This is a genomic window from Bdellovibrio bacteriovorus, from assembly GCF_025558485.1.
GTDB lineage: Bacteria > Bdellovibrionota > Bdellovibrionia > Bdellovibrionales > Bdellovibrionaceae > Bdellovibrio > Bdellovibrio bacteriovorus_G.
In genome coordinates this window covers 299,809-319,420 of sequence record NZ_CP102930.1, presented here as the reverse complement: position 1 = coordinate 319,420, position 19,612 = coordinate 299,809, and the positions used below count along the sequence as shown (strand labels likewise).

The 19,612-nt window shown below is 48.8% G+C and carries 19 protein-coding genes; 13 read left to right on the top strand and 6 right to left on the bottom strand.

The features are described 5' to 3' along the window. Positions 1-10: 10 nt before the first annotated feature. Complete coding sequence (locus tag EZJ49_RS01675) at positions 11-268, bottom strand: hypothetical protein (protein WP_262553766.1); 258 nt, start codon at positions 266-268, stop codon at positions 11-13. Between the two features lie 75 nt (positions 269-343). Here EZJ49_RS01675 and truA point away from each other — a divergent pair, with 75 nt between their 5' ends. The 5 genes from truA (at position 344) to EZJ49_RS01650 (ending at position 3,938) form a co-directional block, all read left to right on the top strand. Beyond that, entirely contained in the window at positions 344-1,201 is an 858-nt protein-coding gene (gene truA / locus EZJ49_RS01670; protein WP_262553765.1) for a tRNA pseudouridine(38-40) synthase TruA, read from the top strand. Positions 1,202-1,311: 110 nt separating this feature from the next. Then, positions 1,312-1,752 carry a 50S ribosomal protein L13 gene (gene rplM / locus EZJ49_RS01665; protein ID WP_262553764.1) on the top strand — a complete coding sequence of 147 codons (441 nt, stop codon included), beginning with the start codon at positions 1,312-1,314 and terminating at the stop codon, positions 1,750-1,752. 13 nt (positions 1,753-1,765) lie between these two features. Next, positions 1,766-2,164, top strand: coding sequence for a 30S ribosomal protein S9 (gene rpsI / locus EZJ49_RS01660; protein ID WP_262553763.1), 399 nt, complete (start codon positions 1,766-1,768; stop codon positions 2,162-2,164). Between the two features lie 192 nt (positions 2,165-2,356). Continuing rightward, positions 2,357-3,685 carry a DUF3373 family protein gene (locus tag EZJ49_RS01655; protein WP_262553762.1) on the top strand — a complete coding sequence of 443 codons (1,329 nt, stop codon included), beginning with the start codon at positions 2,357-2,359 and terminating at the stop codon, positions 3,683-3,685. 7 nt (positions 3,686-3,692) lie between these two features. After that, positions 3,693-3,938, top strand: coding sequence for a hypothetical protein (locus EZJ49_RS01650; RefSeq protein ID WP_262553761.1), 246 nt, complete (start codon positions 3,693-3,695; stop codon positions 3,936-3,938). A gap of 40 nt (positions 3,939-3,978) precedes the next feature. On the opposite strand, the gene EZJ49_RS01645 is transcribed toward EZJ49_RS01650, so the two are convergent. Further along, on the bottom strand, positions 3,979-4,368 hold the full coding sequence (locus EZJ49_RS01645; RefSeq protein WP_262553760.1) for a hypothetical protein: 390 nt from the start codon (positions 4,366-4,368) through the stop codon (positions 3,979-3,981). Positions 4,369-4,595: 227 nt separating this feature from the next. On the opposite strand from EZJ49_RS01645, the gene EZJ49_RS01640 reads away from it, so the two are divergent. The 3 genes from EZJ49_RS01640 to EZJ49_RS01630 all read left to right on the top strand — a co-directional run bounded on the left by EZJ49_RS01640 (position 4,596) and on the right by EZJ49_RS01630 (position 9,470). Next, positions 4,596-6,440 (top strand): hypothetical protein, encoded by a 1,845-nt coding sequence (locus EZJ49_RS01640; protein ID WP_262555914.1) that lies wholly within the window; start codon positions 4,596-4,598, stop codon positions 6,438-6,440. A gap of 11 nt (positions 6,441-6,451) precedes the next feature. After that, positions 6,452-8,752: a hybrid sensor histidine kinase/response regulator gene (locus EZJ49_RS01635; protein WP_262553759.1), complete on the top strand. Its 2,301-nt coding sequence runs from the start codon at positions 6,452-6,454 to the stop codon at positions 8,750-8,752. A gap of 136 nt (positions 8,753-8,888) precedes the next feature. After that, positions 8,889-9,470 carry a hypothetical protein gene (locus EZJ49_RS01630; RefSeq protein WP_262553758.1) on the top strand — a complete coding sequence of 194 codons (582 nt, stop codon included), beginning with the start codon at positions 8,889-8,891 and terminating at the stop codon, positions 9,468-9,470. A gap of 8 nt (positions 9,471-9,478) precedes the next feature. On the opposite strand, the gene alaS is transcribed toward EZJ49_RS01630, so the two are convergent. The 3 genes from alaS to EZJ49_RS01615 are packed head-to-tail and all read right to left on the bottom strand — an operon-like array spanning position 9,479 to position 13,837. Further along, complete coding sequence (gene alaS / locus EZJ49_RS01625) at positions 9,479-12,202, bottom strand: alanine--tRNA ligase (RefSeq protein ID WP_262553757.1); 2,724 nt, start codon at positions 12,200-12,202, stop codon at positions 9,479-9,481. Beyond that, positions 12,189-12,653 (bottom strand): regulatory protein RecX, encoded by a 465-nt coding sequence (locus tag EZJ49_RS01620; RefSeq protein ID WP_262553756.1) that lies wholly within the window; start codon positions 12,651-12,653, stop codon positions 12,189-12,191. Before EZJ49_RS01620 ends, alaS begins: the two co-directional genes overlap by 14 nt. A 23-nt stretch (positions 12,654-12,676) precedes the next feature. After that, positions 12,677-13,837, bottom strand: a complete 1,161-nt coding sequence (locus EZJ49_RS01615) for a metallophosphoesterase (protein ID WP_262553755.1) — start codon at positions 13,835-13,837, stop codon at positions 12,677-12,679. 90 nt (positions 13,838-13,927) lie between these two features. On the opposite strand from EZJ49_RS01615, the gene EZJ49_RS01610 reads away from it, so the two are divergent. Together EZJ49_RS01610 and EZJ49_RS01605 are read left to right on the top strand one after the other, a co-directional pair. Then, entirely contained in the window at positions 13,928-15,616 is a 1,689-nt protein-coding gene (locus EZJ49_RS01610) for an AMP-binding protein (RefSeq protein WP_262553754.1), read from the top strand. 78 nt (positions 15,617-15,694) lie between these two features. Beyond that, complete coding sequence (locus EZJ49_RS01605) at positions 15,695-16,486, top strand: substrate-binding periplasmic protein (protein WP_262553753.1); 792 nt, start codon at positions 15,695-15,697, stop codon at positions 16,484-16,486. Positions 16,487-16,493: 7 nt separating this feature from the next. On the opposite strand, the gene trpS is transcribed toward EZJ49_RS01605, so the two are convergent. Further along, positions 16,494-17,489 carry a tryptophan--tRNA ligase gene (gene trpS, locus EZJ49_RS01600; protein WP_262553752.1) on the bottom strand — a complete coding sequence of 332 codons (996 nt, stop codon included), beginning with the start codon at positions 17,487-17,489 and terminating at the stop codon, positions 16,494-16,496. Between the two features lie 381 nt (positions 17,490-17,870). Between trpS and EZJ49_RS01595 the strand changes: the two genes are divergently transcribed. Genes EZJ49_RS01595 through EZJ49_RS01585 form a run of 3 tightly spaced genes read left to right on the top strand, consistent with a single transcriptional unit; the run spans position 17,871 to position 19,579 of the window. Further along, positions 17,871-18,503, top strand: coding sequence for a GNAT family N-acetyltransferase (locus tag EZJ49_RS01595; RefSeq protein ID WP_262553751.1), 633 nt, complete (start codon positions 17,871-17,873; stop codon positions 18,501-18,503). A 57-nt stretch (positions 18,504-18,560) separates the two neighbouring features. Beyond that, the gene (locus EZJ49_RS01590; RefSeq protein ID WP_262555913.1) at positions 18,561-19,097 is read left to right on the top strand and encodes a phosphatidylglycerophosphatase A; all 537 of its coding nucleotides are present in this window, start codon (positions 18,561-18,563) and stop codon (positions 19,095-19,097) included. Continuing rightward, complete coding sequence (locus EZJ49_RS01585) at positions 19,097-19,579, top strand: CinA family protein (RefSeq protein ID WP_262553750.1); 483 nt, start codon at positions 19,097-19,099, stop codon at positions 19,577-19,579. The genes EZJ49_RS01590 and EZJ49_RS01585 overlap by 1 nt, the downstream gene beginning before the upstream one ends. Positions 19,580-19,612: the final 33 nt, after the last annotated feature.

Here is a 19,612-nt window from a genome sequence, read left to right as displayed (position 1 = left end):
TTTTTATTTCTTACTTGTTAACACAAGCTGCAGAATAGATGGTTCTGTTGTGACGGTGAGTAACCGCCTGATAGCATGCCTGACCTTGCGTGCTGCAGTTCGCACGAACATAAACCTGGTTGTTAGAGTCGTAACCCATAACATTGTTTTCTTCACACCAGCTGATGAAATCAACATAGAAATCATCGGGACGGGACTGGATTACGTCGGAAGTTTGAGCCATTGCCGAACTGGAAGCCAATAACAAAATAGCGATCAAAGCTTTCATTTTATTCTCCTGATATATATTGAAAATTAAGGCGTCCAGAGAAGTACGCTTTTCACGGGGGGATTGCAATGCCCCATGAAAATTGGACAGGGTCCATTGCCGGCGGGGTTGCGGGGATGGGGGGAAACTGGTAGGTTCCCGGCCATGACGACAAAAGTGCGCTTTACTGTTGCTTATGACGGAACAGGATTCTGCGGATGGCAGAAGCAAAAACCGGAAGATCAGATTTCCGTGGCTCAGGTTATTGAAGAAGCCCTTTCCAAGGTTTTTAATGAAAAGATCACCCTGTTTGCTTCCGGCCGAACCGATGCCGGGGTCCATGCCCTGAACCAGGTTTGCCACTTTTCTACGCATCGCAAGATGGACCCGGCCAAGAAATGGGACCTGTGTTGGGCTTTGAATTCGCACCTGCCTCCGTCCATCGTGGCCAAGAAGGCCTGGATCGCTCCGGATGACTTTCACGCCACTTTGTCAGCCACGCATAAGACATATCGTTATCTGATAATGAATAAACCCCGTCCCAGCGCCCATCTGAATCGCTATGCGGACTGGGTGCGCCTGCCGATCCAGCTTGAGCACTTGCAGGAAAGTTCTAAATATCTCTTGGGAAATCAAGACTTTAAGAGCTTTCAGTCGGTGGGAACCCCGGTTCAGGACACGATTCGCGAGATTTATAAGGCCGACTGGGAATGGCGTAAGCCCGGTGTTTTGCAGTTCACGATCACCGGCAGCGGCTTTTTGAAGCAGATGGTTCGCAATATTGTGGGGACCTCGCTATTATTGGAAAGAAAGGGCTTAGACCCCTCTAAAATGCAGGAGATTATTGCGGCTCAGGACCGCATGAAAGCCGGGCCTCCGGCACCTGCGCAGGGCCTGTACCTGATGAAGGTTTATTATCCTCAGGACCTTGACAATAGGTGCCTAGAACTTTAAAACATCCCTTCCCGCAAAATAGTGTAAGAGCCCGTTGTTAAACTCAAACATATTTTTGCTGAGCAGACGGACGGTAAAACCGGCTGTTCAAAATGAAACTGGAGATTCTAATGAAAACTTTCAATGCTAAGGCAGATGAAGTTGAAAGAAAATGGTGGATCGTTGATGCCGCTGACCAAAAAGTAGGTCGTGTAGCGACTCAAGTGGCAAACATCCTTCGTGGTAAAAACAAAGCTATCTACACTCCGAACGTTGATACTGGCGATTTCGTTATCGTTATCAACACGGACAAGATGGAGCTTTCTGGAACTAAGTGGCAGGATAAGAAGTACTACTCTCACACTCGCTTCTTCGGTTCTATGAAAGAGATGACTGCAGCTCAGGCGAAAGAGAAAGATTCTACTTTCATCATGCACGAAGCTGTACGTGGTATGCTTCCAACAAACAAGCTATCCCGTCATGTTATCATGAAAATGAAGGCTTACACTGGTGCTGAGCATCCTCATGCTGCTCAAAAGCCGGCTCTTTACACACTCCCTTCTAAGAAATAATCGGAGATAGATAATGGCAGCAGCAGATAAATTCTACTATGCAACTGGAAGAAGAAAAACAAGCTCCGCGCGTGTTTTCTTGAAACCTGGTAAAGGTACAATCACAATCAATGGTAAAAAATCTGACGACTATTTGACTCGTATGCAGTCTCAAATGGTTATCGTTCAGCCTTTGGACCTTTTGAATCAACTTGGCAAGTTCGACGCTAAAATCACTGTTTCCGGTGGTGGTGAGTCTGGACAAGCTGGTGCTATCCGTTTGGGTATCACTCGTGCGTTGATCGCTTTCAATCCTGAATTCAAAGGGATCTTGAAGAAAGCTGGCTTCGTTACACGTGATCCTCGTATGGTTGAGCGTAAAAAATACGGTAAAGCTGGTGCACGCCGTAGATTCCAATACTCCAAGCGTTAATTCGCTGGGTCTTCGGACTCTGGAGAATGGAGAGAAAAGGGAGCTTTCGAGCTCCCTTTTTTTTTGGTTTTTTCTGATCGTCTTACTTCTGTTCCGTCATAGAGTTTAGTTTATAAGTCTCCTTTAATTGTAATTTTACTCTCATTGCAAGGCTGTCATCACAATGTTACTCCGTTTGGGGTAGGGGGCCTTGTGCGATTGATTTTTTTGTCAGTATTGCTGTTATTAAGTGTGTCGGTAAGGGCACAGACAGAACAGCAAACAAGTTCTCCTAAAAGTGTTGAAGAGCGTCTGGCAGAGCTGGAAGCCAATCAAAATCTTCGTTACATTTCTTTGTCTGGTTTTTTGATCTCTTCTTATGATCACATTGCAGTCAGCGAAACCTATCCCCGGGCTTTGGATCACAATGATTTGCAGTACGCTCGATTGCGTTTTTCCTTAAATGCTGATGCCGAATTGAATCCACAGCTTAAGGTCTATACGCGTTTGACGGCCACCAAGTTTATGAATAATTGGCGGTCTCAGGGCGGCACTCCTTATTATATAAAAGATATTGAAGGTGTTTATTCCCAATCAGGTTCTGAAATTCATCTTGAAAAGGCGTACGTGGATCTTTCCTGTCCGGCATCCCTTTGGACTTTGTCAGTGGGACGTTTGCCGACCGTGAACGGCAGCCCTGAACACTTCTGGGATGTGCTGCCTCGTCAGGGGACTTATCCGTTGCTGACGTTTGATGCTCCGCTGGACGGCGTGGGCGTTACCTATCGTGCAGATTCTCATTTGCCGATGAATCATGAGTTGTCGCTAAGGGCTTTATACACCCCGTTCATGGATGTGTCCTGGAATGGGATGTACAAGTATCTGATGCCTCCGAAAGAAGACACCACTGGCGGGACTCCCAGCGGATCTGACACAGATACAATGATTAAGATGTGGGCTTTGCAGGCGGACTATTCTTTGAAAGATCAGGAGCGCTGGGAAGATCTGACGGCCATTGTTCAATATTATCAGGGCGGGCCTTTGCCATTTTCTTCAGGGGCGGGAACGTCGGATTTGAATATTGAGGTCAATGGTCTTACGGGGTTGCTGGAAGTGATGGGGATTGCGCAAACCGGGTTGGATGTGTCGTTAAGTCACACCTATACCAACGCCATCAGCGACGGGCAGTTTGCCCCGGGGTTGGGATTTGGAACGGATAAAAACTCGGGCAGTAATCAGGGAAGCATCACTTTGCTTTCTACTCGCTATCGTTGGGCGACGTGGGCTTTGGGGTTGGAATGGTTGTCGGCTTCCAATGTCCCGTTTTATTTTTCGGCGGCACCAGAGGATCTGACGCGTTTTTATTCCACACCGGGTTCGGGTGAACACCTGTATGTCACCAAAAAGATATTCAATCTTGTCACTGCCAGAATGGGCTATCGTCAGCAGGACCTGCAAAATTATCCGATCACGTTTGGTCCGGTGGCAAGCACGGATCGACAGGTTAAAACCTATTACCTCAACTTGAGAACTGACTTCTGAGGCGGCGATGAGATTTGGTTTGGCACTTTTATCCGTCGTATCTCTTTGGGCTCTTCCGGCGCAAGCCGGAAAGGTGGAGTCCGTGCAAGAGCTGCTGATGGAAACCTGTAAAAAGAAAGTCAGCTACGAGCAGGCATTGGTCCTGATTCGTCCGTTGTATTTAACATGTGTGCCGGGAACTAAAGTTGCTGTTGGAGAAAAATGTCAGGTGAAGTGCCTGAAGCCGAATGCAGGAGCGGTGATCGGAAGATAAAAAAAGGCGCCTTGATCAGGCGCCTTTGAAGTTCTTGGAACTACTTTGTGCAAGACAAAGGATAGATGTTCCCGTTAGCAGCCAGGAAGCCACCGAAAGTACCATCGTTTTCAAGACCCAGACCCAAGAAACCAGTGTTAGTGATAACACCGTCAACTTGTGTGGATTTATCAGTCAAAGCCAAAAGATTCAGGAAACCATTTTGGATTTGTTGTGCAACTGTGCCTTTATCCATTTGAGAGAAGAAGACAGCTGTTTTTGCACGCTCAACCAGATTCACGACAACGAAGTCAACGGACTGATCGTCAGCCAAATCAACAGTCAAAGTCACAGAGTTGTTTTCAGAAGGAACAACGCATTTCATGATTGTTGTGTCTGCCATTGCAGAAGAACCCATAAGAACCAAAGCAGCCATAATAAGCTTTTTCATTAAAAACCTCCTATAAGGTGAACGGGGGGAGGCTATTTCAGCGGGCGAAGCCTTGCAATCCAAATGCGTCGCACTATTGGAGGATGATATTAATAAAATCCCACACTTGGACGCACATCTTACCTAGCACTTGGTCCGAGTTCCCGCTGATTTAAGGGACAGACTCGCGTTTCTTTATTACCCTATGTGTTAAGGAAAATTTGCAGAAGGAACGTCTCGTGAAATCCATGTTTTCATCTTTGATCCTCATCTTTGCCTGCTCTCTTTCAATTGCTCAGGAGAAAGCTCCTGAAACAGCTTCGGCTCCGCCACCTGCAGCCAATACCGCCACTGCGGATTCTGAAAAGAAAGCTGAACCCTCCAAAGAGGAATCTGAATATTCCAAACCGTTGTTTTTCTCGGTGATGGATCAGGAGCTGAAAATAAAAAATCCTGTGGTCGAATATGATCTGAAGACCTCCAAGGGCAAACAGATGGAAATCGGCGGGGTTACTTTTAACAGCGACTCTTTGATGGCCAAAATGGAAAACTCCAGCCTGATTGTAAACTGGAATCAGGATCTGGTGGCTGGTGGGGATCTTTCTGTTATCAGTCAGCAGGGTAAAGAGCTGTGGAAACAAAAGGTGCAGGGTGCGGGCTCGTGGAAGTCGGCAGAGCTGAATGGTTCCAAGGCCCCTCAATGGAAAGACGGGGAAAGATTCCGTTTCTGTCTGCGTTCTGAAGCCGGCAAAGGTTATGCAAGCATTTGCTCTCAGTGGTATGGAGTGGAGATCAAAGATGGCCAGTCACAAATTGGTGTGACCAAATCCGAAGCCACGGCCCGTGTGATTTTCCAGAATGAAGAAAAGAAATTGCAGGGAAGTGAAGAAGTGGCAGTGGGGGCTCCGGTGCAATTCCTGGCAACACTGACCTCTGATGCGACCTATGAATTTGTGTCAGAGCCTGTCGCGCCGGTTGTGCGCGATATGATCGAGTCTGAAAATGCTGGTCAGGTGACTTTAACGGCAGAATTGCCACGCCCGCTGAAAGTTGAAGCCAAAGTCATTCAGGGTGAACAGTATGGCACAGTGACACGCATTCTGGGTTTTGAAAGCACGATTGGGGCTTCCAACGATCTTTGGCAGGCGGATCTTCCACAAAAAAACACACGCCTTGTAATCCCGGGAAAATCCGGTGGGGTGTTTGTGTACGGTTTGGAGATTAACGATCCGCCGAAACAAAAGGATCGTCGTTTTATTTCCCATCGGGCGCCGAAAGGAACATATTCCTCCAGAGACCAGCTTCCGGTCCGTGATATTGAAGACAAGGTGACCCCGTGGCATTTTGATGTGCCCCAGAAGTTTGCGGTGAACACCGTTCATCTGGATGTGCCAGGTGAAAAATCAAATCACAAAGCCTATATGGAAATTTATCGTGCGGGGGCGGGAGAGGCGAGTCTTCGTCTGACGGGTGTGGTGACCAGTGACAGTGACTATGTGGTTCTGGGTGAAGGCCACGTATCCTGGTGGTTCAATGATCTATTCGACTGGCAGAACTATTATTTGTCCAGGCAGCGTTGGGGTGTAAGTGCGAAGTACTTCACCTCTTTGACAAAGCTTCCGGCATCCACGGCGGGTGGCAGTTCTGAGGATGTGAACCTGAATGTGGCAGATGTGGATTTGCGTTATCGTCTGAATCCGGGTCTTTGGGAAAAGGATGAAACTTTGGGTGTGATTCTGGCTTACGAGGCCATGACCCTGGGGGACACCAATGTGCCTAAAATGGGTGTGGGATTATTCTGGGCGCGCTCCATGCCGCGTGCGATTGACTACTGGTTCTCAAAGCTGCCATTTATGAATTATCCAAAATGGGTGGATATGGAATTTATCAAGTACGTGTCCTCCATGGACAGCGATATCACTTTGGGTGATGACTATGTTCTGAATTTCCACGGGAAAGTTTTATGGACATCCAGCTTCTTCGGTGAAGCCGGATTTGGTTTGAAGAACTACTACTTCGAGAAAAAATCCGATGGCTCGGGCGCGAAGCTGACAACATTCTATGGAACGGTGGGGTTGGGGCTTAATTTTTAAGCTGAAGGTTGATGAAAAAGAAGCTCACCTTTGTTCACCTCTTTTTACTGAACCAACTTGTGACTACTCTGGTGCTGCTAACGGTGCTGGGTGTGTACGGAACTCACTTGTTTATTCAGGAACAAAGAGCTCTGCGTGAGCGTATGGAGCCCGCTTCGGTCCGTGAAGTCGAGCGCATGAATCATGATTTTGCCTCTTTGGAAGCCAATGTCCTGCGCTTAAAAAGCATGGTGGAACTGTTCGATGTGATGCCCAAAGGGACCCGGATCGACAAGTTCCGGCAGTTTGCCTCTGCCACCATCGGCAGTTACAGCAGTCAGTTCAATGCCTACGTGGCTTTGGGGCCACGCCTGGCGCAGGAATATTTTGGCAAAGATGCTTACGTCTATGTTCTGCACCGGGATTTTTCCTTGTTTGCCAGTCCCCAATACAATGAACCATCCACTTTTATCGCCGAGGTTTTTTCCGAGGCCGGTTATGACCGTGACCCGGATCAACAGTGGTGGTGGTTGAACGAAAAAAATCAGAACGTCAACTATTCGGATTTCTACTTTGATAAAGGCTACATGGAAAAGGTCATGTTCAGCACGACCACCGGTATTTATAAATCCGGAAAAATGGAAGCCGTGGTGGGAATTGACACTTTAGCCGGGGATATTGCACATCGTTTGGGAAGTTTTAAGCTGGGTGAAACCGGAGGCGCTGTGATCGTGGACGAACACGGGCGCCCTGTTCTGCCGTTGATCGCCAAGGATTTGCCATTACTGGGATATCGCTATCTGCGTGCCTTCAGTCAGGATGAATTCAGGTCCATGCCGAAGTTGTCGCAGAAGGTTTTCAATATTCAGGCGCAAAAACAAATTCAGGAATTCCCCGGCGCCGATGGAAAGACCTATCTGACTTTTTCCCATCCGATTAAAGGCAAACCCTGGCATCTGGTGATCTATCAGGAAAAATCGGAAGCTTATTCTGGTCTGTACTTCCGTTTGTTCTTCTTTGGATTTGTCGCGCTGGTTACATACGGTGTCTTTACTGTGATGGTGTGGATGACCGGAAACTATGTGATCAAACAGGATAAAAAAGCTCTGGCCCAATTGCAGGAATCACGGGACCGGGCAGAGGCCGCCACCCGGGCAAAGTCGTTGTTCCTGTCAACCATGAGCCATGAAATCCGCACTCCACTGAATGCCATGCTGGGATCGGCAGAGCTGTTGAATGAGACCTCTTTGGGATATGAACAGAAAGAGCTTCTTGGCTCCCTGCAAAGTGCGGGGGATACTTTGTTGAGCATGCTCAATAATATTCTGGATTATTCCAAGTTTGAATCCGGCCGGATGCAGATGGAAAGCCGCGAATTCCTGCTGAGTGATCTGGTGCGCGAGGTGCAGGCTTTGATTGCCACCTCCGTGATGCGTAAAAACTTACAGTTTGTATTTCACCCTCCGGAACATGACCGCTGGATTGTGGGTGATTCCTTGCGTTTGAAGCAGGTTCTGATGAATCTTCTGGGGAATGCCGTGAAGTTCACAGACCGGGGCATTATTGAATTGAGCATTCAGCCTTATCCGGCAGCGGAAGAGGGCCGGGAAATGATCTTCTTTGAGGTCAAAGACACCGGCATTGGAATTGCCAAAGAAAATCTTAAAAAGGTTTTTGATGATTTCGGGCAGGAGGATTCCTCCGTCACACGCCGCTTTGGTGGCACGGGGCTGGGGCTTAGTATTTCTCAACGTGTGGTGCAGTCCATGGGTGGAGAACTTTACTGCGAAAGCCGGCAGTTTGTGGGGTCGCGCTTTCATTTTTCTTTGCAGTTTGTTTCGCGTAAAGCAGAACTGTGGAGCACACGCTGGTCGGTGGATTTAAATGTGCCACAGTCAGTGCCAGCGGACCTGACGACGGCAGTGGATAGCGGACGGCGTACAGTTCTGATTGTGGATGACATGGAAGAAAATCACACGCTGCTAAAGGCTTATATCAAGCGTCTGGATTTTGTGACCACGGATTCGGCTTACAATGGTTTTGAGTGTCTGGAGATGTGGGAAAAGACCCACTATGATCTGATCTTTATGGATGTGCAGATGCCGAAAATGTCGGGATTGGACACCATCCGCAAGCTGCGCGAAATTGAGCGTGTGCGCGGGTTGCGCCGAACCCCGGTGGTGGTGATTTCCGCCAACAGCTTTACTGAAGACATCGAAAAAAGCCTGATGGCCGGGGCGGACGAACACTGTGGTAAGCCCGTGCGCAAGCAAACGGTTCTGGAAGTTGTTCAGAAGTACTGCTCCCAAAACGTCGAAACTGTTCAGGTCTAATATATTTGAATCCACAAAAGTGAAAACTCACAAGACAGCGTTAAGTTCCTAACAGGTATTCCCGATATTACTTAGGTCTGAGCCCGGAATAGATCTTGCCTCTATTCATTATGAAACGGGTAAAGAGGGGGAATTCATGACTAAGCGTTTGGCAGTGTTGGCTGGTACAGTCTGTCTCATTGTGGGATTTCAGAATTGCAGCCAAAGTGCACTTCAAACATCTGAAATGGCATCCATGAACGATGTCTCTGTGATCGTGCCTCCGGCAGCGGGTGGTCAGTCATCCACGGAAGCCAGTAAGGTCACTTATGTTGAAATTCCCAATATCTCTGACGACGGAAGTGCTTTAGCCAAGGCATCGGAAGTCAGTCCTTATCGTCTGGTGATCGCGACTGAATCCGGAAAAATCCATTTAGTGGATGATGGCAACAATGTTTTGCAGGAACGCTGTCTGGGTTCTGCAAATCTGGCAGAGCTAAAAACAATTCTAAGCGGTTCTTCTGTTTGTGCAGCTCCGGTGAAGTCCGGGGATATTTGTGCAATGAAATACACGCCGGCCTATGCCTCATTGTATGCTGATGAAAAGCGTGTGAATCTGGGGGAAGAAAAAGACTCCTGCGGCCGTGGTCGTCAGGATTTGTGTGGAGGCTTGGCGGATGTCTTCCAGGCCTACGTGGCCCATGTCCGCGCCAACTGGGCAGACATGAGCTGCGAATAAGCCAGGTCTTACAGACCCAGCATTGATTTTACTTTACCGAAGGCTTCGTTCATCTGAGCCCGATTAGGTGCTGCCCCTTGAGCGAAGTCAGGGCGACCGCCCCCTTTACCACCCATAATGCCAGCAACTTCCTTCAATAGATCTCCGGCTTTGGTTTCAGCAGAGATTTCTTTGGAAACGCTCACGATGATCGGGTGACTGCCTTCACCTTGACCCACGACAACAACAATACCGGATTGGATTTTGTTTTTCAGGTGGTCTGTGACTTCGGCCAAAACCTGACGGTCATCCAGTGGAACATCTGCCAGAACAAGTTTTGCTGAAGCACCGGCTTTGGTTTTAAACGTCAGGGCTTTTTCAGCCAGCTCATCAACGTTAACCTGTCCGCCTTGCAGCTTCTTCATTTCTTTTTCAAGCTGCTTCACCTGGTCTTTCAGGGACTCCACACGGTTTGCCAAAGTCGCAGTTTCGCCGGTTGTTTCCAGATGTTTGATATAGTGCGGGCTTTTTTGGAAGCCTGCTGCCGCCAAAGCGTCATCCAGATGGTTCACCGCACTCATAACATAGTGAACGGCATTATCCGCAGTGATCGCCTCGATACGGCGAACGCCCGAGCTGACACCAGCTTCAGAAACCACTTTGAACAAGCGGATTTCAGAAGTGTTTTTCACGTGTGTTCCGCCGCAAAGTTCGCAGGAGAAATCACCCATGGTCAGAACGCGCACATCGTTGGCGTACTTTTCACCGAACAAAGCCATCGCCCCTTTTTCCAGGGCTGCTTTGTGGGACATCATCTCTGTCTGTACAGGGTTGCCACGTGCGATTTGTTCGTTGACCAGGTCTTCGATCTTTTTGATTTCTTCAGAAGACACAGGTTTGTTGTGAGTAAAGTCAAAGCGGGTCTTTTGTGAATCCACCAAAGAACCGGCTTGAGTCACATGTGTGCCCAAAACTTTACGAAGGGCTGCATGCAGCAAGTGAGTCGCAGAGTGATTCGCAGCGGTATTGCGTCTTTCCACCGGATCAACACCAGTAACAACGGCAGTGCCGGTTTTGAAAGAACCGTGTTCGATTTCCACATGATGAAGAACGATATCATCAATTTTGGTTGTGTTAATGACACGAGCACGGTTGGTGTCGTGCATGATGTAGCCCACATCACCTGACTGACCGCCACCTTCGCCGTAGAAGGTTGTTGCATCCAGAATCATCAAACCAGGATCACCTGTTTTTAGTTCTGCAACCTCCGCCTGACCGTTGGAAAGGGCCATCACTTTACCGTCGCCGATAGTTCCTTCATACCCCAGGAAGGTCACGGACTTGCCGGATTGCAGATAGTCTTTGGCAAACTTGATCATGTGAGCTTCATCAGCTCCCATGGATTTGCCTTTCCAGGAGGCTTTGGATTTCGCACGGTTGTCTTCCATTTCCTTTTCAAACGCGGCTTCGTTCACTTCGATGCCTTGTTCGTTGGCGATCACGCGGGTCAGATCGGCCGGGAAGCCATAAGTGTCATACATGCGGAAGACCACTTCGCCAGAAAGCTCTTTAACACCTTTGGCTTTTGCCTTGGAAAGTTCATCCGCCAGAATCGCAGTTCCCTTATCAAGGGTGGCGATGAAGCGGTCTTCTTCGTCACGGATGGTGTTCAGGATATGGTCGCGGCGGGTTTTCAGCTCCGGATAAACGGCGCCCATGCTTTCAATCAAAGCCTCTGCCATGCCCGGCAGGAAGGACTTGTCGGCAGAAAGTTTGCGACCGTAACGGATTGCACGTCTCATGATACGGCGAAGAACATAGCCACGTCCTTCGTTGGAAGGCAGTGCCCCATCCGCAATCAGGAAGGAGGTGGAACGGCAGTGATCCGCAAGCACGCGCAAAGCCGCAGTGGTTTCAGCCGCTGACGGATTTTTTGCTAGCACATCTTTATCCGTGATGTATTCAATGCCACCAATTTTGCAGGCAAGCTGAATCATCGGTTGGAACAGGTCGGTGTCGTAGTTATTGAACACACCCTGCATCGCTGCCGTCATACGTTCCAGACCACCGCCTGTATCGACGGACGGTTTTGGCAGCGGAGTCAGGGTGCCCGGAGGATTTTCAAAGTACTGCATGAAGACCAGGTTCCAGATTTCCACGAAGCGGTCTTCACCGGCTTCGATGCCTTTGAATGGATCAGAGATCGTACCGGCTTTAGGGCCGTGATCATAGAAGATCTCTGTGCAAGGGCCGCAAGGACCTGTGTCACCCATTTTCCAGAAGTTGTCTTTGTCGAAGCGGAAGATGCGCTCACGAGGAATGCCTTCCTGATTGTGCCAGATATCGGCGGCCTCATCGTCGGAAAGGTGAACAGTCACGTAAAGTTTTTCTTTTGGGATCTGCAATTCTTTAGTCAGGAACTCCCAGGCAAAGTGGATGGCGTCTTTTTTAAAGTAATCGCCGAAAGAAAAATTCCCCATCATTTCAAAGAAAGTGTGGTGGCGAGCGGTGAATCCCACGTTTTCCAGGTCATTGTGTTTACCGCCAGCACGCACGCATTTCTGTGCAGTCACGGCGCGAGTGTAATCTCTTTTTTCAAGACCCAGGAAGGTGTTTTTGAACTGATTCATACCGGCGTTGGCGAAAAGCAACGTGGGATCATTTTCAGGAATCAGGGAGGAAGAGGCCACATGTTTGTGTCCGTTCTTCTCGAAGTATTTGATAAAGGCGTTTCTGATCTCAGAGCTTTTCATAAATAACCTTTCTTACGGTCTCAGAATCGAATCCACGGGAAGCCAGCAATCGGCCCACTCGGGCTTTTTCCTCACGGGAAAACTTGTGGTCTTCGTCGTACTTATTTTTGACAATCGCCAGCGCCTTTTCAAGCTCCAAAGCACGATCGGTCTCAATACTGGGAAGACCTTTTTCCTTAAGGTAGTTGTTGATGTAATAGATGCCCTTGTTACGGCGATGAAGCATGTCGGCCAAGCGATGGGCCAGGTCCGTCGGATCACCCAACCAGCGGTTGTCTTTGGCGAACTCGATGGCCTCGTCAATGATATCGCCGACATCTTCTTCGTCAGAGAACTTTTCCTTCAGTTTGGTGCGAAGTTCTTTTTCCGAATGATCCCGGCGCGCGATCATGTCCATGACCTTCTTTTTGGCGGCTTGTCGGGTTTTCAGGGGATCTTTCTCTCGGGACATAGAGGAAATTAATACCCCGTTTTTTATTTCTTGCGAAGGATAATTTCAGTCAGTTCGCAATAAGTTCCCAGACGTAACTGGGGCCCCCAGTAACCGGTTCCCTGATTGACATAGAGCTGCATGTTTCCGATGCGGTACAGGCCTTTGTTGTAGCGCTGGAAAAAGACAATCAGCAGATTCCATGGGAAGAACTGCCCGCCGTGGGTGTGGCCGGAAAGCTGCAAATCCACCCCCAGAGTTTCGATCTGTTTGGCCAGAGCAGGCTGGTGGGACAAAAGAACCTTGAAGCTGTCCGTTTTAAGCTGATTTTGCACCTTTGCCAGATCCGGTCCCTCTTCTTTGAAATGGTTGGCGGCCGGGTCGGGGATGCCCACCATCTGCAATTCAGCCGAGCCCAGACGGATGGATTCCGCTTTATTGATCAGAACCTGGAATCCAATGTCGCGGAACGCCTGCAAACTCTTGGCGGCATTCCAGTAATATTCATGATTTCCGGGAACGTAGTAGATCCCATGTTGGGCCCGCAGGCCTTTGAGAATTTGAAATTCTTCGGTGTGCTTTTCCACGAAGCTGTCCAGAATATCGCCCGTAAACACAATGACATCGGGGTTTAGACGGTTGACCTGAGCCACCAATTTTTTGACCAGTCGGATCGGCAGGCTGGGGCTGATATGCAGGTCCGTAATGTGCACAATACGCAGGTTTTCCAGATCGGCGGGCAGATTGGCAAACTCAAGCGGCACAGTCTTGTTGAAAGCCCCTTTGCGCACGATCAGGTGTCCAATCAGAATGAACAACACCGGAAGACCCATCAAAGTGGTGGTGGCCTGGGCACTGTAAAGAGTTTCCAGTGACAACGAGGCGACAGAGATTTTATCCACGAAAGCGAACACATCCCGCAAGATCACCAGCGAGATCAGAAAGTTGATATAGGCCATCACGGTCAGCGCCCCGTTCATAAAACGATCCCGCCATGGATTATGGTCCAGACGTCGTTCGCGCAGAAGGATCATGAAACTGCCAATGACCAAGGCAAACAGGAAGGCCAGAAAACTGACCAGTAAAGTTGTTCCCTGCCATGAAAAATCTGTGAAGCGAGTCAGTTGATGCGAAACATAGACGAAGATCACAAGAACGAAGGTGCTGGCGATAGTGCGAAAAATTCCCATGGGATTTTTTAACATGCCCCTCTGTTTTTGCACAGTCCAATGTAGAAACACACGTCGGCGAGTCGAGTTAGAAGTGCTAACCTTAGAAAATCCCTGGAGGTTTGTATGAGCTTTCGCAATGAGTTTGAACAGGCGAGGGATTTTTTAATCCTGCATCGCTCAGATTATGACTATGCCTACAATAACTTCCGTTGGCCGCGGCTGGAGGAATTTAATTGGGCCCTTGATTACTTCGACCCGATGGCCTCGGACAACAGCAAAATCGGATTGTGGCTGGTGGATGAGGTCGGACGGGAAAAAAAGTTTAGCTTTTCTGAGCTTTCCCGTCGTTCCAATCAAGTGGCTAATTTTCTGCGAACGCTGGGGCTGCAAAAAGGGGATTCAATCTTTTTGCTGATTGAAAACGATGTGGCTCTTTGGGAGATCATGCTGGCGGCAATGAAGATCGGCGCTGTGCTGGTTCCCAACAATCCGCTATTGTCACAGCAGGAGCTGAAAGACCGTCTGGATCGGGAAAAGATCAAGATGATTGCCACAACCAAAGCACACACCTCCAAGTTTGATGTGGTTTCCTCCGGGGTCATTCCAATTGCCGTGGATGGCGAGGAAGAAGGCTGGGTTCATTACGAAAATGCCTATCTGGAAAGTTCCGAGTTTGAAACTCAGGAAAAAACCAAAGGCACGGACCCGCTGTTTCGGTATTTTATTTCCTCTAGTGGTGTGAAGCCAAAACTGGTCGAACACAGTCACGCCGGGTTTACGGCGGGGCATCTGGCGACCATGTATTGGATTGGATTACGACCGGGGGATGTGCATATGGCCATCAACTCCACGGGCTGGGCGATGCACGACTGGAATTCATTCATTGCGCCCTGGAATGCCGAGGCCACCATCTTTATCTTCAAGGAAAAGCGCTTCAATGCGCGCCTGCTTTTGGATGCTTTGGAGGAATTTCCCATCACCACGTTGTGTGCTCCACCGACTGTCTGGCGAATGCTGGTGCAAGAGGATCTTGCCGCCGCAGAAACGCATTTACGGGAAGTTGTCAGCACCAGTGAATCTTTAACCGCGGATCTGATTGTGAAAATTCACAATGCCTGGGGACTGTTCCTGCGCGATGGTTATGGCCAGACTGAAACGGCTATCCTGATCGGCGTGCCTCCGGAGGAAAAAGAAAGTCTGGGCACTGCCGGGAAAGCCATGCCAGGCTTTAAGATCGCGCTGCTGGATGCGCAAGGGGCCGAGACCGACAATGGGGAAATCTGTGTGGATATTTCCGCCAGCCCTTGGGGTTTGATGAGCGGTCTGGACAGTTCACAGAAGTATTATCACACGGGTGATTCAGCTTATCTTGATGCACTGGGGAACTTCACTTACTGCGATCGCATTGATGGCCTGTTTAAGTCTTCGGGTTATCGTATCAGTCCGTTTGAGCTGGAGTTTGTTTTGAAGGATTTCCCTTCAATCCGCGAAGTGGTGGTCATCCCCAGTCCCGATCCGATTCGAGAGTCCGTGCCCAAGGCGCTGGTGTCGGTGGTGAAAGGGGTGGAACCCACCAAGGAACTGGCGTTGGATATTATGAATTTTGCTCGAATGCGGTTGTCTCCGTTTAAGCGCATTCGTCGTCTGGAGTTTATGGAAATTCCGAAGAACGCCGCCGGTGAAACTTTACGGGCGGATTTGATTTCCATGGAACGACAAAAACGGCAAAGTAGTGAGCGCGCCCCTTACGAATTTTGGGAAGAGGATTCAAAGATCAGCATTTCAGACACATGGGCGCAGGAACTGCCTTAGTCTGTTTAGTAGAGTTACAATCACGCAAGCGTCGGGTGTTTTACTGCGCCTGTGCCTGCGTGATGTTAAGATGGCAGAGTGAAAAGGGTTCTCTTCATTTTACTTCTTGTCTTCTGTCAGTCAGTGCAGGCCTCACCCAAAGAGTGTGTTCGGCATTTTCGTCTTGGGGTAAACAACTACAGTCCTCTTTATGAAGTTCAGCCTGATGGGACCGTCAGTGGGCTGACATATGATCTGCTCAGTGAAATTTCTGCGCGTATGGGTTGTGTATTTTCTCAGATCCCGATGGATTCGCCGCGAATGCTGGAGGACTTCAAACGCTGGCGTTTGGATATGGTGGCCTTCATGGCTCCGCTGGAAGAGCTTAAGTCTGCCGGAGAATACATTTCTCTATATCAGGCGGCTCGCAAACTGATCGTTGCAAAAAGCTTTTATGATAAGTCCCGCAAGGCTCAGGATTACTTAAATGATCCCAAGGTTAAATTTGGCAGTCAGATCGGACCCCGGTTTTTTCTGGGCAGTGAAGAGGAAAAAAGACTGATGGGTCAGGGGCGCCTGATTTCTTTTCCCAATCCCGGCGCCGCCTATAAACAGTTTGTGACCGGACGAATCCAGGCCATGTTTTCCACACCGATCATTCACTGGCACTTTCAAAAGGAAATGCCGGATCTGGTGACTAAAACCGTGGCGGTTCCGGATGTGACCCATCCGTTGACAATGGGGTTTTATATATCACTAAGAAGGATCTCAAAGGCAGAAGCGGACAAGATCAAGAAGGTCGTTCAGGAGATGAAACAAGACGGGACACTTCGTAAGATCGTGTCCCGTTATGTGGATGGTGAAGATATGATTTACTATCAGAATCTGTAGGTCTGATTTACAGACCTACACCCATGATCGCTTTCATTTCTTTCAAAGTCTGGCGGGTTTTTTCCTGAGCTTTCAGGGAACCTTCTTTACAGATTCTCAGAACCGCTTGGGGGTCTTGAGCGTACTGCGCACGGCGTTCACGCATAGGCGCGATGATCGTGTTCAAAACTTCAGTCAGGCGCACTTTCAAGGTGCCATCACCCAAACCACCGCGCTGATAGTGTTCTTTCAGTGCTGCAACTTCGTCTTTTCTTGGATCGAAGACATCCAGGAAGCTGAAGACCACGTTGCCTTCCACTTTGCCCGGATCTTCAATCTTAAGATGGCCCGGATCGGTGTACATTTTCTGAACTTTCTTTTTGATCACGTCAGCGTCGTCGGAAAGATAGATGGCATTACCAAGGGATTTGCTCATCTTCGCTTTGCCATCAATGCCCGGCAGACGGCCCGCCACACCTGGCATGCCTTTGACAGGTTTAAAGAAGTCAGTTTTGTAAATGTGATTGAAACGCTGAGCGATTTCGTTGGTTTGTTCAATCATCGGGTTTTGATCCTCACCGGCTGGAACCAGATTGGCTTTGAAACCCAGAATGTCGGCAGCCTGACTGACGGGATAAGTCAGGAAGCCCGCAGGCAGGGATTTTTCCAGATTCTTTTGCTGGATTTCGGTTTTCACCGTTGGATTTCTTTCCAAGCGTGCCACGGTGACCAGATTCATGAAGTACGTGGTCATCTCAAACAACTCTGGCAGTTCGGATTGAACAAAGATCGTGCTTTTCGCCGGATCAATTCCGGCAGCCAGATAATCCAGGGTCACTTGCAGGATATTTTCGCGAACCTTTGTGGTGTCATCATAGTTGTCGGTCAGGGCCTGAACGTCAGCGATGATGATGTATTGATCGTGAGAATCCTGAAGATCCACGCGGTTTTTAAGCGATCCAACGTAATGGCCAAGGTGGAGGGGACCTGTTGGACGGTCGCCCGTAAGAATGATTGGTTTCATAAAAAATCTATAGCATTAACAGGAGTGGCTGGGAACAGGTATAGAAAGAAAATAGGTCGGCCCCGAGAGTCTTAGAGGTGAAACCAAACATTTCAGTTTCCGGCGTTTGATCTACAACTGAAGAGCTATCAAGGTGTCTATGAAATAGACCAAGCTAGCCAACAGAATCATCCAACGAATCATGGGGCCTCCGTGAGGGCAGTATGCGAAAAGGTCTCGGAGAAGTCGAATCGCTAATTTTGATGGGATCTATAAGTTTTTCGCACTGAGTCGTGCCTCTTTCCGCGAATTTCGTGGAATCAGTTTTTGGTTGGTTTGCAGTTAGAGCTTTTTTTACCCAGAACCTTGCCTGTTGTGAGGTCAAAAAATAGGACCTTGGGTATGCAGTCCGATTGTTTTGAGATCTATAACAATCAAAACGGGCACACGTACTCTTTCCGCCCATTTTCCATCGAACGTGATTTTGATATCTACTACAAGTGGATGAATCAGTCTTACGTATCGCAATGGTGGAACTTGGCTAAATCTCCGGCAGAATTAAAAGCTCACCTTGAAAAAGAACTCGCAGACAAACATCAGAATCTTTTTATCGGCTGCGTGGATGGAGTTCCCGTTAGTTACTGGGAACGCTATTGGTTGCAGCAGGATATTCTGGGCCGCTATGTGGATGCTCAGCCTTTCGATCAGGGACTGCATTTTCTGGTCGGAGAAAAAGAATATCTGGGTCGTAAATTCACTCCCTCTTTGATCGCCGCCTTCCTGAAATTCCTTTTCCAGGACCCGCGCACACAACGGGTTTTCGGAGAGCCAGACATCAACAATCGCATGGTGCTTCGCTATGCCGAGGCGACGTGTTTTGAAATGCAGGGTGTGGTGGAGATGCCAGAGCGTTCTTCTGCCGTGATGGTCTGCCGTCGGGAAAAATTCTTTGCCAAGTATTCCTCCAAGGCGGGCGAGCTTTGGAAACCTTCTGTGCGAGAGTCTGAGGGCTTTGCTCAGGAACTGCACGTTTAGCTCTGACGCTTCTCATTCTGCATTGCAAGGCCTACGGGTCCGGCGTAACTCATCGTGATGATGACCAAATTCCTGATACAACTTGCGACTTTGTTTGGTGTGGGCCGTTTTCCCAAAGGACCTGGTACTGCTGGCACCTTGGCGACCATTCCCATTGTCATTCTTTTAAGCAAATTGGGGCCGATCTATTATATGGGGGCGGTGATTTTGCTGCTCATAGTCGGAATTGCAGCCTGCGAAGCTTACGAGCAGGCCAAGGGCGGTCATGATCACAAAGAGATCGTAATTGATGAGGTTTTGGGTTTTCTGATTACCATGGTTTGGCTGCCAATGACATGGCAGGCCATTTTAATCGGTTTTGCCCTGTTCAGATTGCTGGACATCACAAAGCCTTTATTCATAGGATATTTAGATAAGAAGATCCAAGGAGGACTTGGGGTGATGATTGATGACGTGGCCGCGGGGATAATTGCGAGCCTCATCATGCAAGTGATCTACACTCAAACCAACTGGTTGGGCTCTCAGATAACTGTTCTGCACTCCGACTCCGTCGGAGTAAAAAGTTTATCCCTTATTTTTGCGGGATTGGCTTAATGGACAGGAATGAGAAGCTTCAAGAACTCATTCGATCCCTTCGCGACCAAAAACTCACAGTGGGTTTTGCGGAAAGTTGTACTGGAGGTGCACTTTCGGCTTTTTTAACAGAGCAACCAGGCGTGTCCGACATATTTCTAGGCTCTGTGGTTTCTTACTCTAACGAGGCGAAGGTGGATCTTCTGGGGGTTCGTCGAGACACTCTCATGCAAGAGGGTGCGGTGAGCGAGACAGTCGCTCGTCAAATGGCGCACGGAGTGCGTCGTCAGCTTAAAACTGATTGGTCTGTGGCAATCACAGGTATCGCTGGTCCGACAGGTGGAACACCGTCAAAGCCAGTGGGCACTGTATGCTTTGCCATCGCTGGTCCGGGTTTTGAAGACTCCAGAAAAGAAATCTTTTCGGGAGACCGCAAAACCATCCAGACGACTTCGGTGGACTACGCAGTGGCCTGGCTGAAAACAGTTCTCGACAAGAAATAGTAAAAGGCCCCCGGCCTGAACATTAAACACAAA